At 68.3% G+C, this 13,954-nt stretch carries 15 protein-coding genes; 7 read left to right on the top strand and 8 right to left on the bottom strand.

Annotated elements, in window-relative coordinates:
* Window positions 1–5: 5 nt before the first annotated feature.
* The 4 genes from LX88_RS08710 (at window position 6) to mscL (ending at window position 2,044) form a co-directional block, all read left to right on the top strand.
* Window positions 6–572 carry a 5-formyltetrahydrofolate cyclo-ligase gene (locus LX88_RS08710; RefSeq protein ID WP_258947232.1) on the top strand — a complete coding sequence of 189 codons (567 nt, stop codon included), beginning with the start codon at window positions 6–8 and terminating at the stop codon, window positions 570–572.
* Window positions 573–666: 94 nt separating this feature from the next.
* Complete coding sequence (locus tag LX88_RS08705; RefSeq protein ID WP_258947231.1) at window positions 667–975, top strand: FmdB family zinc ribbon protein; 309 nt, start codon at window positions 667–669, stop codon at window positions 973–975.
* A gap of 71 nt (window positions 976–1,046) precedes the next feature.
* Complete coding sequence (locus LX88_RS08700; protein ID WP_258947230.1) at window positions 1,047–1,601, top strand: SAF domain-containing protein; 555 nt, start codon at window positions 1,047–1,049, stop codon at window positions 1,599–1,601.
* The gene (mscL, locus tag LX88_RS08695) at window positions 1,601–2,044 is read left to right on the top strand and encodes a large-conductance mechanosensitive channel protein MscL (RefSeq protein WP_258947229.1); all 444 of its coding nucleotides are present in this window, start codon (window positions 1,601–1,603) and stop codon (window positions 2,042–2,044) included. Before LX88_RS08700 ends, mscL begins: the two co-directional genes overlap by 1 nt.
* Window positions 2,045–2,687: 643 nt before the next feature.
* On the opposite strand, the gene LX88_RS08690 is transcribed toward mscL, so the two are convergent.
* The 8 genes from LX88_RS08690 to LX88_RS08655 all read right to left on the bottom strand — a co-directional run bounded on the left by LX88_RS08690 (window position 2,688) and on the right by LX88_RS08655 (window position 10,553).
* A complete protein-coding gene (locus LX88_RS08690; RefSeq protein WP_258947228.1) occupies window positions 2,688–2,870 on the bottom strand; it encodes a hypothetical protein in 183 nt (60 codons plus the stop codon).
* The gene (locus LX88_RS08685; RefSeq protein WP_089909148.1) at window positions 2,857–3,357 is read right to left on the bottom strand and encodes a MogA/MoaB family molybdenum cofactor biosynthesis protein; all 501 of its coding nucleotides are present in this window, start codon (window positions 3,355–3,357) and stop codon (window positions 2,857–2,859) included. The genes LX88_RS08690 and LX88_RS08685 overlap by 14 nt, the downstream gene beginning before the upstream one ends.
* Window positions 3,358–3,362: 5 nt before the next feature.
* On the bottom strand, window positions 3,363–4,223 hold the full coding sequence (locus LX88_RS08680) for a sensor histidine kinase (protein ID WP_258947649.1): 861 nt from the start codon (window positions 4,221–4,223) through the stop codon (window positions 3,363–3,365).
* A 23-nt stretch (window positions 4,224–4,246) separates the two neighbouring features.
* On the bottom strand, window positions 4,247–4,933 hold the full coding sequence (locus tag LX88_RS08675) for a response regulator transcription factor (protein WP_258947227.1): 687 nt from the start codon (window positions 4,931–4,933) through the stop codon (window positions 4,247–4,249).
* A gap of 169 nt (window positions 4,934–5,102) precedes the next feature.
* On the bottom strand, window positions 5,103–6,635 hold the full coding sequence (locus LX88_RS08670; RefSeq protein WP_258947226.1) for a trypsin-like peptidase domain-containing protein: 1,533 nt from the start codon (window positions 6,633–6,635) through the stop codon (window positions 5,103–5,105).
* Window positions 6,636–6,686: 51 nt separating this feature from the next.
* Window positions 6,687–7,775: a galactose-1-phosphate uridylyltransferase gene (gene galT / locus LX88_RS08665; RefSeq protein ID WP_258947225.1), complete on the bottom strand. Its 1,089-nt coding sequence runs from the start codon at window positions 7,773–7,775 to the stop codon at window positions 6,687–6,689.
* Entirely contained in the window at window positions 7,772–8,569 is a 798-nt protein-coding gene (locus LX88_RS08660) for a DeoR/GlpR family DNA-binding transcription regulator (protein WP_090065471.1), read from the bottom strand. The genes galT and LX88_RS08660 overlap by 4 nt, the downstream gene beginning before the upstream one ends.
* 1 nt (window position 8,570) lies before the next feature.
* On the bottom strand, window positions 8,571–10,553 hold the full coding sequence (locus LX88_RS08655; RefSeq protein WP_258947224.1) for a beta-galactosidase: 1,983 nt from the start codon (window positions 10,551–10,553) through the stop codon (window positions 8,571–8,573).
* 295 nt (window positions 10,554–10,848) lie between these two features.
* Between LX88_RS08655 and LX88_RS08650 the strand changes: the two genes are divergently transcribed.
* The 3 genes from LX88_RS08650 to LX88_RS08640 are packed head-to-tail and all read left to right on the top strand — an operon-like array spanning window position 10,849 to window position 13,954.
* Window positions 10,849–12,105, top strand: a complete 1,257-nt coding sequence (locus LX88_RS08650; RefSeq protein ID WP_258947223.1) for an ABC transporter substrate-binding protein — start codon at window positions 10,849–10,851, stop codon at window positions 12,103–12,105.
* Window positions 12,102–13,055, top strand: coding sequence for a carbohydrate ABC transporter permease (locus LX88_RS08645; protein ID WP_258947222.1), 954 nt, complete (start codon window positions 12,102–12,104; stop codon window positions 13,053–13,055). The genes LX88_RS08650 and LX88_RS08645 overlap by 4 nt, the downstream gene beginning before the upstream one ends.
* Window positions 13,052–13,954, top strand: coding sequence for a carbohydrate ABC transporter permease (locus LX88_RS08640; protein ID WP_245982998.1), 903 nt, complete (start codon window positions 13,052–13,054; stop codon window positions 13,952–13,954). Before LX88_RS08645 ends, LX88_RS08640 begins: the two co-directional genes overlap by 4 nt.

The raw sequence follows: 13,954 nt of genomic DNA, 5'->3' as shown, positions 1-13,954 counted from the left end.
CCATCATGACGTCCGATCTTCGTGACCGTAAGGCCACGTTGCGTTCACGGTTGCTGGCCTCACGGCGATCCCTGACGGCCGAAGTTCGGGCCCTGGAAGCCGCCGCGCTGGCCGCGCACGTCGCCGCCCTGGACGTCACGCCTGATCAGACGGTGTGCGCGTTCCTGCCGGTCGGATCGGAGCCCGGTGACGCGTCGTGGCTCGACGGGCTGCGGTGCCGGGTGCTGCTCCCGATCGTGACGGGCGACTCGCCGCTGGACTGGGCGGTGCACGACGGTCCGTCCGCGCTCGCTCCCGCCGGGTTCAAGTTGCTCGAGCCCACCGGTCCCCGGCTCGGCGCCTCGGCGATCGCTGGAGCGTCGCTGGTGCTCGTGCCCGCGCTGGCCGTGTCGGTGGACGGGGTGCGGATCGGGAAGGGGCAGGGCCACTACGATCGCTCGTTGCCGCTGGTCAACGCCCCGCTGATCGGCGTCGTGCGGGACAGCGAGGTGCTCGCCGAGGTGCCAGGTGAGCCTCATGACGTGAGGATGAACGGCGTGCTGACCCCCTCGGTCGGCCTCCGATGGCTGTGACATTGACCTGGGGTGTTTGCGCTCCGGGAAGGTCCTGAGCGAAAATCGTGTTGGCACTCACAAAGGTCGAGTGCCAGAGCTAGGAGCAGACCCAGTGCCTACGTACCAGTACGCCTGCACCGCGTGTGAGCACCGGTTCGAGGCTGTGCAGTCGTTCAGCGACTCCTCCCTCACCGAGTGCCCCGAGTGCTCGGGCAAGCTGCGCAAGCTCTTCGGCGCCGTCGGCGTCGTCTTCAAGGGCAGCGGCTTCTACCGCACGGACAGCCGCTCGGGCTCGTCCACGAGCGCGGCCACCACGACGTCCTCTTCGGACGCGAAGCCGGCCGAGAAGAAGTCCTCGGACACGAAGTCCTCATCGGACTCGAAGTCCTCGACGAGCGCTCCGGCGGCCGCCGCGTCCTGAAGATCGCGAGTTGTCCACAACTTGCGACCAGCCCCACTCGACCTGCCTCCGACCGCCCTACGGTCGGAGGCATGACCCTTTCCGCGACCGCCCTGGACCGAGTCCGCACCCTGTGCCGCCGCCGCCCTTCCGTTGCGTGGCGCCGTTTTCTGGCTCTGGGCCTGGCGCTGATGGCGGTGTCCACGTTCTTCTGGCCCGACGTGGGCCATCCGGCCGTGGTCGCGGCGCGGGACCTGCCGGCAGGCGTGTCGTTGTCCGCCTCCGACCTCCGGCTGGTCTCGCTGGCCTCACCCGTACCGGGGACCTTCCCCGATTCCGCCGAGCTGGTGGGCAGACCGCTGGCGTCCCCCACACGCGCAGGCGTCCCGTTGACGGACTTCGACCTCGCAAGTACCTCAGAAGAGCAGGCCTCCGTCGCCGTGCGGGTGGCTGACCAGGGCCTCGCCGAGGTGGTGCGGCTGGGCAGCCGGGTCGACATCGTGTCGTCGTCCGGCGAGGTGCTCGCGGAGAACGCGGCGGTGCGCGAGACACGCGGCGAAGTCGTCGTGCTCACGTTGCCGAGACTTAATGCAACTCGTGTGGCCGCGATGTCACTGGATCATGCATTAGCCGTTACTCTCCGCTGATGCTGAAGGGATTCAAAGACTTTCTGATGCGTGGGAACGTCGTCGACCTGGCTGTGGCCGTGGTCATCGGCACGGCGTTCACCGCGATCGTCACCGCGTTCACCACGAGCCTCATCAAGCCGCTCATCGCCTCGCTCGGCAGCACCGAGACGAAGGGCCTCGGTTTCTACATCCGGTCAGGCAAGGAGGACACGTACCTCGACTTCAGCAACGTCATCAACGCCGCGATCAACTTCGTGATCGTGGCCGCTGTCGTCTACTTCGTCCTGGTGCTGCCGATCCAGAAGATCCAGGAACGCCGCAAGAGGGGCGAGGAGGCCGGCCCGTCCGAGCCGACGGACGTCGAGTTGCTGATCGAGATCCGCGACCTGCTCGCCGCTCAGCAGCAGAGCACCACCGTGGTGCAGAACACCGCACCGGACCGCCGCGGTCCCGCGATCTGATCTCCACCCGTCCCCGCCGAGACGAAGCGCGCAGCCACCGCGGTACCGCGCGCTTTGTCCTGGCCCCGCGGCCGTAGCCGGCACGGTCCCAGCGGTTCCACGGCGCGGCCGTTCTGAACGACCCGCACGCTTCGGCGTTCAGCGATGACAGCCCATCCGTGGCGCGTCCATGCCCTTGAGCCGTACCTGCGAGGCCCAAGGTCCAGGCAGCGCCGGGCAACCACCGGCAGAGGCCGGAGGCCGAGCAGCGCTCACTACGGGTGCGTTGGCACAGCCCCAAGTTGAGCACCGGCAGCTTCGCCGCGCCCCAGCCTTGAGGCCCCAACGGCGAAGCCGAAAGACCAGAGGACCGCCGCACCCCGGAGACCGGCCCGCACGCTCCGACGTTCAGCAACGTCAGCCCGGCGACGATGCGTCTGTCAGCCGCCGGCAGAGCCCGAAAGCACACTCGCCACCACCGCGTCAGCCGCCGTGGTGCGGCGGCAGGCGCGCCAGCACAACTCGCACGTCAAGCACCGGCAGCCCGCAGCACATCCAAGTCCTCAGACCCGACTGTGAGGCGAAAGCTCAACGGCACCGCCGCAGCGTGCCCGAGCCCCTCCAGCCAACGGCAGAGCCCGAAAGCACACTCGCCACCACCGCGTCAGCCGCCGTGGTGCGGTGGCCTGTTCTCGCGGTACCAGGCCTCGCGGTCGTCCGGGGAACCCCCGCCACCGCGCTCGTCCGACGTCGTCTCCGGGAGCACGTCGCCGAACACCTCGGCCAACCGGCGACGACGCGCTGCGGCGTCGTCGTCGGCCGGCTTCGGCGACTCACTCTTCGTCAAGACCGCTCAGCTGTTCGATCACGTAGGGCACCAGAGCCGACAGCGTCGCCATGCCGTCGCGGACCGCGGAGCGTGAGCCCGCGAGGTTCACGACGAGCGTGCTGCCGGAGACGCCGGCGAGGCCGCGCGAGATGCCCGCGTCGACCGCGCCCGCGGCCAGCCCGGACGCCCGGAGGGCCTCCGCGATGCCGTGGATGGGACGGTCGAGCACGCCCTGCGTGGCGTCGGGGGTGACGTCGCGCGGGGACACGCCTGTGCCGCCCACCGTGACCACGAGGTCGACGCCACCGATGACGGCCGTGTTGAGAGCGGCCCGGATGTCGACCACCTCACCCTCGACCGCGACGGTGCCGTCGACGATGAAGCCCACTTCTTCCAGGAGTTCGGTGACGAGAGGCCCGGAGTTGTCGTCCTGCTCGCCGTGCGCCACCCGGTCGTCCACGATCACGACCAAAGCGCGGCCAAGGCGCTGCGCGCTGCGTTCCATACCGATCACCGTAGCGGGAGTCTGACTTCGAAGCGGCAGCCAGGACCGTGGTTCTGAACGCCGACTCGCCCGTGGTGCGCCTCGACGAGCCCTCGCGCGATGGAAAGACCCAGTCCGGCACCGGAGGGATTGCGTGCGGAGGAGCCGCGGAATCCCACGTCGAAGACCTGTGGCAGCACGTCATCGGGTATGCCGCCGCACGCGTCGTCCACCCGCACCACCGCTTCGGGTCCGTCCACATCGACCTGGACGGCGACCGAACCGCCCTCCGGTGTGTGGCGAATGGCGTTGGACACAAGGTTGCGCACGACACGCATCAGTTCCGGATCGGAGCCCTTCACGACCGGCCACGCGCGAGCGTCGGCACGCAGCTCGACACCCTCGCGCGCGGCGACCGGGCGGGAGGCCGCGACCACGTCGCTGACCACGTCGGCCAAGGCCACGTCGTGCATCGGCAGGTTCAAGGCGCCCGCGGTGATCCGCGAGAGCTGGAACAGGTCGTCCACCAGCTTCGAGAGGTGGTCGGCCTCCAGGGCGATCTGCTTGGCGTAGACGGCGACCTCACCCGGCTCGGAGACGACCCCGTCCTCCAGCGCCTCGGTCATCGCCCGGATCCCGGCCAGCGGCGTCCGCAGGTCGTGGCTGATCCACGCCACCAGCTGCCGCCGCGCCGCCTCTGCCTCGCGCTCCCACATGGTGCGCCGCGCGATCGCCCGGCCCAGCATGATCGAGAACGGCACGGTGACCACCCCGACCAGCACGCACGCCATGAGCGTGGCGTTGAGCATCGGCGTGAACATGAACCCGCTGACCACCAGCACGCCGGCGATGGTCGCCACCACCGGCACGATGACCATGACGGTCATCGCGGTGGTCAGGGAGACGCGGCTCAGTCGATCGAACACGGGTCATACCGGTAGCCGACGCCCCACACCGTGCTCAGCCGCCGGGGCTTCGCAGGGTCTTCCTCGATCTTCTCGCGCAACCGTCGCACGTGGACGGTCACGGTCGACTGGTCGCCGAACTGCCAGCCCCACACCCGTTCCAGCAGCTCCGCCCGACCGAACGCCTTGCCCGCGTTGCCGATGAAGAACGCCAGCAGGTCGAACTCGCGCGTCGTCAACTGCAACGGCTGCCCGTCCAGCGTCGCGGTGTGCGCGGCCACGTCCAGCACGAGGTTCCCGTCCCGCACCACCCGCGGCTCATAGGCCCGATGCGCGCGCCGCAGCACCGACGAGACGCGCAACGCCAGCTCACGCGGGCTGAAGGGCTTCGTGACGTAGTCGTCCGCGCCGATCTGCAGCCCTGCGATGCGGTCTTCCTCCTCGCCCAGCGCCGTCAGCATGACGACGGGCGTGCTCCCGCGTTCCCGGATCCGCCGGCACACCTCGAGGCCGTCGATGCCGGGCAACATCAGGTCCAGCACCACGATGTCCGGCTCGTTCGCGGCCATCAGCCGCAGCGCCTGCTCCCCGTCACCGGCGAGCTCGACCTCGTACCCGGCGTGTTCGAGGTAGCGGCGCACCACGTCGCGCACCGTCGTGTCGTCGTCGACGACCAGGACCCGTTCCACCACGTCACCACGCTAAGCCACGAACGCCGGCCCGGCCCGCATCTGTCACGAGGACGTAAGAAGAGGCCCCTCCCTGTGTGCGGGGCAGGTGCTCACAGGGTGGGGCCTCTCCGGGGTCGTCACGCTCGGTTTCCGGCGGGCGGCGGTTGCCGGAAACCGGGCGTCCCCCGACCTATCCCACCTCGACACCGTCGAGGGTGGCTTCCACCGTCCTGTTGTCGGACAGCGTGATCGTGACCTTGTCGCCGGGAGCCTTGGACCGCACCGCGGCCACCAGCGTGTCCGACTCGTCGATGCGGCGGTCACCGAACTTCGTGATCACGTCGCCTGCCTTGAGCCCGGCCTTCTCCGCGGCACCACCGGAGGTGATCTCGGAGATGCGGGCGCCCTGCTCGGTCGACTCGACCTTCACGCCGAGCACGGTCTGCCTGGGCTTGCCGCTCTTCACGATCTCGTCGATCGTGCGGCGGGCCTGGTCCATCGGGATCGCGAAGCCGATGCCGACGGAACCGGCCTGGCCCTGGCCCTGGCTGGGGCTGTAGATCGCGGAGTTGATGCCGACGACCTGGCCCTGCATGTTGACGAGAGGTCCGCCCGAGTTGCCGGGGTTGATCGCGGCGTCGGTCTGGATGGCGTTGAGGACGGTCGCCTGCGAGTTGCGGTCGCCTCCCGCGGAGACCGGGCGGTTCACCGAGCTGACGATGCCGGAGGTGACGGTGCCGGACAGTTCGAACGGCGAGCCGATCGCGACGACGGCCTGGCCGGTCTTCATGTCGCCGGAGTTGCCGAGCTGCACGACCGGGAGGTTCGAGACGCCGTCGGCCTGGATGACGGCGATGTCGGAGCTCGGGTCGCGGCCGAGGATCTTGGCGGACGCCGTCCTGCCGTCCTGGAAGACGACCTTGATCTCGCCACCGGAGGCAGCACCCTCGATGACGTGGTTGTTCGTCACGATCTGGCCGTTGCCGGAGATGATGAAACCGGAGCCCTCGCCGGCGCCGGACCGCGTCGTGACCTGGATCTGGACGACGGACGGCAGCAGCCTGTTCGCCACGTCCTCGACCGAGCCCGCGGGTGCGTTCGAGGTCTGCGAGGCCGGGCGGGGCGTGTCGAGGGAGCTCACGGACGACGAGTCGTTCGCGAAGTTGTAGCCCAGGTAGCCGCCGAGGCCACCGGAGAGCCCGCCCACGAGCAGCACGAGTGCCGCGACGCCCGCCACGACCTTCCCACGGCCCTTGGGCTGCGGCGGGACGGGCGGCGGCTGGTAGCCGGGCGGGAGGTAGTACTGACCCGTCTGAGGACCCGTGTGCGGTCCGCCGAAGGGGCCCGGTTCCGCGCCGAACTGCGCGGTCGTGGCGCCGAGGCCGAGCGGGTGAGGTTGGCCGGACCCTGATGGAGGAAGCTGCTGGCCGGGTCCGGGCCCGCCGAGCTGCGTCTGGCCCGCGTCAGGTGAGGGCACCTGCGGCTGGGCCGAAGAGTAGGAGGCGGGCAGATCGCCCAGGCCTGCGGGAGCGCTGTGTGCCCCAGCCTGGCCGGGAGCGTTGTGTACCCCAGCCTGGCCGGATCCCCCCTGCAAAGGATCCGGCTGGCCGGGATCCGGCAGCGACGGGCCCTGCTCCCGTGCGCCGGAGTCTGTCTGACCGGCGCTCGTCGGCACGGAGTGGGACTCTTCCGGCTGCGGCGCTGGCTTGTTGCTCTCGGTCATGGGCATAGTCTCTCGGCTCGTCCTGAGAGAACCCTTAGACCAGCCTGGGAGCTACTTGTGTGTTCCCCGGAGCCGCTCGGCGATCTGCTCGGGCGTCACGTCGTTGATCCACACGGCCTCACCGGACTCCGAGCCCGCGAGGTACTTGAGCTTGTCCTTCGTCCTGAGCACCGAGAAGACCTGCAGGTGCAGCCACATCTCGTCGCGGCCCGCGTTGACCGGCGCCTGGTGCCAGGCCGCGATGTAGGGCAGCGGACGGTCGTAGAGGGCGTCCAGCCGGTGCAGCACCTTCAGGTAGAGCGACGCGAAGTCGTCACGCTCCACAGAGGACAGTGCGGCGATGTCGGGTACCTGACGCCGTGGCGCCAGCACGACCTCGACCGGCCAGCGGGCGGCGGCGGGCACGAAGGCGACCCAGTGCGGTGACTCGTCGATCACGCGCGCGCCCGCGCGTAGTTCGGCCTCCAGCACGTCGCCGAACAACGGGCGCCCGTGCTCGGCGTAGTAGTCCAGAGCCGCGTTGAGCATGCGTTCGGTACGAGGTGTCACGAACGGGTAGGCGTAGATCTGGCCGTGCGGGTGCGAGAGCGTCACGCCGATCTCTTCGCCGCGGTTCTCGAACGGGAAGACCTGTTCGACCCCTGGCAACGTTGACAAGTAGGCGATGCGGTCCGCCCAGGCGTCCACGACGGTGCGCACGCGTGACTCGGAGAGCTCGCCGAACGACTTGTTGTGGTCCGACGTGAAGCACACGACCTCGCACCGCCCACGGCCCGGAGCGCGCGCGAACAGCGGTTCGCCATCCACAGTGGACTCCACGTCCGGCACGTTCTGCGCCAGCGAGGGGAACCTGTTCTCGAACACCACGACGTCGTAGTCGGCCTCGGGGACCTCCGTGGGCCGGCCCGGCGTCGACGGGCACAGCGGGCACAGGTCCGCCGGCGGCTTGTACGTGCGTGTCTGGCGGTGAGCCGCCATGGCGACCCACTCGCGGGTCAACGGGTCCAGCCGGACTTCGGACATCGGCTGGGTCTCGGGGAGATCCCGGGTGTCCACCGCGACTCGCGGTGGCGCCTCAGCGCTGTCGTCGAAGTAGATGATCTCCCGGCCGTCCGCCAGCTTCCCCGCGGTACGCCTCACGCCAACTCCTCGTCACTTCCCGGTACATGAGCCAACACCAACTCGCCGACCTGCTCGGACAGGATCGCCCGCGCGTCGTCCGGCAAACCCTCGTCCGTCACCAGGACGTGCGCCTCGTCGAGGTCCGCGATCGTGGAAATGCCGACCGTGCCCCACTTCTCGTGGTCCGCGACCACGACGACGCGTCCTGCCGCGTCGACGAGCGCGCGGTCCGTCTCACTCTCGTTGAGGTTCGGGGTCGTGAAGCCGGAGCGCTCGGCCATGCCGTGCACGCCCAGGAACACCACGTCCAGGTGCAGCGATCGCAGCGCCTGGACGGCCACGGGGCCCACCAGCGCGTCGGACGGCGTGCGCACGCCACCGGTCAGCACGACCGTGCGGTCCGTGCGCCCGCTTTGTTGCAGCACGTCCGCGACGCGGATCGAGTTCGTGACGACGGTCAGGTCCGGGATGTCGTCCAGGAACCGCGCTAACGTCCACGTCGTCGTGCCGGCGGACAGGCCGATGGCGGTGCCGGGGCGCACGAGGCCCGCGGCCGCGGCCGCGATCGCCTCCTTCTCGGGCAGCTGCCGCACCGACTTGGCCTCGAAACCGGGCTCGTCGGTCGAGCGCCCGACGACGGACGTAGCGCCGCCGTAGACCTTCTCCACCAGGCCGCGTGCGGCGAGCACGTCGAGATCGCGGCGCACGGTCATGTCCGAGACGCCGAGCCGCACGACGAGGTCGCTGACGCGCACCGCTCCCGTACGACGGACCTCTTCGATGATTACCGCTTGCCGCTGACGTGCCAGCACCTCACACCTCTTCCCTGAGGACGACTACGTCCCCGGCGCGCACGGTGAGGCGTCCGGAGACCTGCGTGCCGGACAACACGTCGACACCGGACGCCTCGATCTGCACGTCGGTGCCGGTGTGGTTGACGGCGAAGAGGAACGATACGGCGCCTTTGCGCCGCACGAGCTCGATCTCAGAAGGCGACACCGGCACGCCCGCACCGGAAAGCGCGTTTTCCACCGTTCGGCCGAGACCGCCCTCGTCGAGGTCGCACGCCACGTACCAGGCGACACCGTTGCCGAACGCGTTGCGCGTCACCGCCGCGACGCCGGGCAGCGGCCCGTCCGCATAGGAGACAACGGTGTCAGCGGTGCGCGTGTGCAGGTGCTCCGTCCACAACGAGGCGGTCGAGCCGTCGGTCAGCGTGACCTTCTCGTCCTGGCGCAGCGGGTAGAACTCCTCGGACCACACGCCCAGCACGTCGCGGAACGCGCCGGGGTATCCGCCCAGTCGCGCTCGCGTGTACTGGTCGGCCACACCGGACAGGTACGTGACCACGACGTGGCCGCCGCCCGCGACGTAGTCCGCGATCACGGCGGCGTGCGCGTCGGACACCGCGTAGAACGCCGGCACGACCACCAGCGAGTACTTCGAGAGGTTCGTGCCCGGCGCCACGAAGTCGACGGTGACACCGGCCTGCCAGAGCGCCTTGTAGTACCCGAGGACGTGCTGCCAGTAGTCGAAGTCGTTGGTCGGGTGGGCGTCCTGGCGCAGCGCCCAGCCGGACTGGAAGTCGAACAGGACCGCGACGGAGGCGTCCACAGTGGAGCCCACGACCTCGGCGAGCTTCGCGTACTCGGCACCGACCTCGCAGACCTCGCGGTAGACCTTGGTGTCCGTGCCGGCGTGCGGGACCATCGCCGAGTGGTAGCGCTCGCTGCCACCGCGCGACTGCCGCCACTGGAAGAACAACGTGCCGTCAGCGCCGCGCGCGATGTTCTGGAACGAGTGCCGCCGCTGCTCCCCCGGCAGCTTGGCGATGTTGCGCCGCTGCCAGTTCACCGCCGACGTCGAGTTCTCCATCAGCAGCCACGGCTTGCCGCCGGCGAGGCCGCGCACGAGGTCGGCGGACATCGCGAGCTCGATGTGCCGGTCCGGCGACTGGGCCTCGGTGTAGTGGTCGTTCGAGACGAAGTCGACCTCGCGGGCCCACTTCCAGTAGTCGAGGTCCCCGAACGTCCAGTTGACCATGAAGTTCGTGGTGACCGGTACGCCGGGCGTGATCATGCGCAGCACGTCGCGCTCGGCCTTGTACAGCTCGAGGATCGCGTCGTCGGAGAACCTGTCGTAGTCCAGCACGTGCGCCGGGTTCGAGAACGTCGGCGTCACGCGCGGGGGCAGGACCTGCGCGAAGTCGGTGTAGCCCTGGCTCCAGAACGCCGTGGACCACGCGTCGTTGAGCTGGTCGAGCGTGTAGCGGCTCGACAGCCACTCGCGGAACGACGCGGCGCACGTGTCGCAGTAGCAGCGCTTCACGTGGCACGCGTACTCGTTGCCGACGTGCCAGGCGGCGAGCGCGGGGTGGTCGCGGTAGTGCGAGGCCATCTCGGCCGCGAGTGCGGTCGCCCGGTCGCGGTAGATGGGTGACGACGGGCAGTACGCCTGCCGTGAGCCGTGCGAGAGCCGCACACCGTCCGCGCGGACGGGCAGCATCTCGGGGTACTCGGTGGTGAGCCACGGCGGGGGCGCGGCGGTCGCGGTCGCGAGGTCGACGCGGATGCCGCCGGCGTGCAGCAGGTCCATCACGCGGTCGAGCCACTCGAACCGGTACTCGCCCTTGCTGACCTCGATCTTCGCCCAGCTGAAGATGCCCAGGCTGACCATGGTCACCCCGGCGCGCCTCATGAGCTCGACGTCCTCGACCCACACGTGTTCGGGCCACTGCTCGGGGTTGTAGTCAGCCCCCCAGCCGAGGCCGGGCAGGTCTGTGGGCCATGTCGTCACGAGCGCAAGCGTGGCCGACAACAACCCCCAACGTCAACACAAGCAAACACAACTTCGCGTTGGGGTCTGTTCGGCCTACGACCGGGACAAGTACCGGGAAACGACGCCGCACGCGGCTGTGCACTGGTTTAACAGCTCCGTAACGGGACTTGACAGGCTGTGTGCCTGGGACCACATTATGCGCAACTTTGTTGGAGTCCTGTTCGGTTCGCACGTGCGAGTGTCACCTGTAGGAGCGATGATGGTTCTGCACACGCCTGGTTCCACTCCGTTACCGCACTTCGGTCGGCGAACGATGCTGCGAGTCATGCTGGCCGGTGCGGGCGTCGCCGCGACCGGTGGTCTTCTCTCAGCGTGCGGCGGCGGTTCGAGCACGGGTGGTGACTCGAAGGTCGTCACCTTCGGCAACAACCTGTCCGACCAGGTGCCGAAGGACGCGATCACGGCCGCGCTCAAGGGCTTCGAGGGTCAGTCCGGTGGCCTGTCGGTCACGATCAACACCAAGCAGCACGAGCAGTACCAGGAACAGATCAACAACTACCTGCAGGGCAAGCCGGACGACGTGCTCGCGTGGTTCGCCGGCTACCGCATGCGGTTCTTCGCGGACCAGGGCCTCACCGGCGACCTGAGCGACCTGTGGGGCAAGGTCGGGGGCAACTACTCCGACGCGCTCAAGCAGGCGTCGACGGGCTCGGACGGCAAGCAGTACTTCGTGCCGTTCACGCAGTACCCGTGGGGCATGTTCTACCGCAAGAGCCTGTGGCAGGAGCGCGGTTACGCGATCCCGAAGACGCTCGACGAACTCGTCGCGCTCTCCACGAAGATGCAGTCCGACGGCCTGAACCCGATCGCCTTCGCGCAGAAGCAGGGCTGGCCGGGCATGGGCACGTTCGACCAGCTGAACTTCCGCACCAACGGGTACCAGTTCCACGTGGACCTGCTGGCGGGCAAGGAGGACTGGCAGGACAAGCGGGTCAAGGACGTGTTCGACACCTGGAAGCGGCTGCTGCCGTTCCACCAGGAGAACGCGCTCGGCCGCGAGTGGCAGGAAGCCGCGCAGTCGTTGCAGCAGAAGAAGTCCGGCATGTACCTGCTGGGCTCGTTCCTCGGCCAGCAGTTCCCGGACGCCGAGAAGGAGGACCTGGACTTCTTCCCGTTCCCGGAGATCAACCCGGAACACGGCACCGACACGGTCGAGGCACCGATCGACGGCTACATGATGGCGAAGAAGCCCGGCAACTCCGAGGGCGCGCTCAAGCTGCTCGAGTACCTGTCGACGGCCGAGCCGCAGCTCACCTACCTGAAGTCCGACTCGTCCGTGGTCGCGACCAACCAGAAGGCGGACACCTCCGGCTACAACTCGCTGCAGAAGAAGGCGGCCGAGGTCATCAAGGGCGCCAAGCACATCACGCAGTTCCTCGACCGCGACACCGACCCGGCCTTCGCGAGCGAGGCGGCCACCAACGGTCTCATCGCGTTCATCAAGGACCCGAACAGCGTCGACTCCGTGCTCAAGGGCATGGCTGACCAGGCGAAGAACATCTTCAAGTGACCGCGTTGCAGGAGAAGCCGAAGGCGGTGACCCCCAGCGGGTCGCCGCCTCGTCGGCGTGGAAAGCGTGCCACGGCCCTCGCCGGCACGGACAAGCTCGTGCTGGCGCTCATGCTCGGCATCCCCGCGTTCGTGCACCTGCTGTTCGTGTGGATCCCGGCGCTGGGCTCGGTCGCGTTGTCGTTCAGCAGGTGGAACGGCATCGGCGGCTTCGAGGACATCGAGTGGATCGGTGTCGGGAACTACGTCGAGATCTTCAGCGAGTACCCGCGCTTCTGGCCGGCGGTGCAGCACAACCTGATCTGGTTGCTGTTCCTGCTGATCGTGCCGACGTCGGTGGGTCTGCTGCTCGCCGTGCTGCTGGACCGCGAACTCCGGTTCAGCCGGATCTACCAGTCGGCGCTGTACATGCCGATGGTGCTGTCGCTCGCGCTGGTCGGGTTCATCTGGCAGCTGATCTACACGCCGGACGGCGGACTGCTGAACTCGGTGCTGGGACTCGACAAACCGGTCGACTGGATCGGCGACTCGGACATCAACCTGTACGCGGTGATGGTCGCGGCGGCGTGGCGGCACACCGGCTACATCATGCTGCTGTACTTGGCGGGCCTGAAGTCGGTGGACCCGGCGCTGAAGGAAGCCGCGTCACTCGACGGCGCCTCGGCCTCGCAGACGTTCTTCCGCGTCACCTTCCCGGTGATGAAACCGGTGAACATCGTGGTGGCCGTGGTGACGGTGATCGAGGCGCTGCGGGCGTTCGACATCGTGTACGTCATCAACAAGGGACGCAACGGCCTGGAGCTGCTGTCGGTGCTGGTGACCGACAACATCATCGGTGAGGCTTCGCGCATCGGCCGCGGTTCCGCGGTCGCGGTGATCCTGCTGACGATCTCGCTCGGCGTCATCATCCCGTACCTGTACCAGGTGTTCAGCAAGGAGAACCGGACGTGACGGCCACGCTGGAACGGCCTTCGGTGCCGGTGAAGAAGACCAGGCCGATCACGCCGGCCCGCATCGCGCTGCACGTCTTCCTCGTCCTGACGTGCCTGATGACGCTGGCGCCTCTGCTGTGGGCGGTCTACGCGTCGCTGCGGACGTACGAGGACACGTCGGTCAACGGCTACTTCTCCATCGCGAAGTCGCTGACGTTCGAGAACTTCGCGAAGGCGTGGGAGATCGGCGACCTGCCGCACTTCTACTGGAACACGTTCCTGATCACCGTGCCGGCCCTGGTCATCACGTTGCTGCTGAGCTCCATGGTGGCGTTCGGGGTGTCGCGGTTCAGCTTCAAGTTCAACATCGCGCTGCTGATGCTGTTCACCGCGGGCAACCTGTTGCCGCAGCAGGTGATCGTGACGCCGCTGTGGAGGCTGTACCGGCTGATCGAGCTGCCGGCGTGGATGTCGGAGAGCGAGTCGCTGATCGACTCGCCGCTCGGCGTCATCCTGATCCACATCGCGTTCCAGATGGGCTTCTGCACGTTCGTGCTGTCGAACTACATGAAGACCATCCCGTACGAGCTGACCGAGGCCGCCAGGGTCGACGGGGCCTCGGTGTTCCGGCAGTACTGGCAGCTGACCCTGCCGTTGTGCCGGCCGGTGCTCGCCGCGCTGGCGACGCTGGAGTTCACCTGGATCTACAACGACTTCCTCTGGGCGTTGGTGCTGATCCAGGACGGCGACAAGATGCCGGTCACCTCGGCGTTGCAGAACCTCAAGGGCACGTTCTTCACCGACAACAACCTGATCGCGGCCGGCTCGCTGCTCGTGGCGTTGCCGACGCTGGTGGTGTTCTTCGTGCTGCAGCGGCAGTTCGTGGGCGGACTGACGCTGGGGTCGACGAAGGGCTAG

Origin of the sequence: Lentzea californiensis, assembly GCF_024648825.1 — a bacterium.
Taxonomy (GTDB): Bacteria; Actinomycetota; Actinomycetes; order Mycobacteriales; family Pseudonocardiaceae; genus Lentzea; species Lentzea californiensis.
This window is presented reverse-complemented; position numbering and strand designations above follow the sequence as displayed.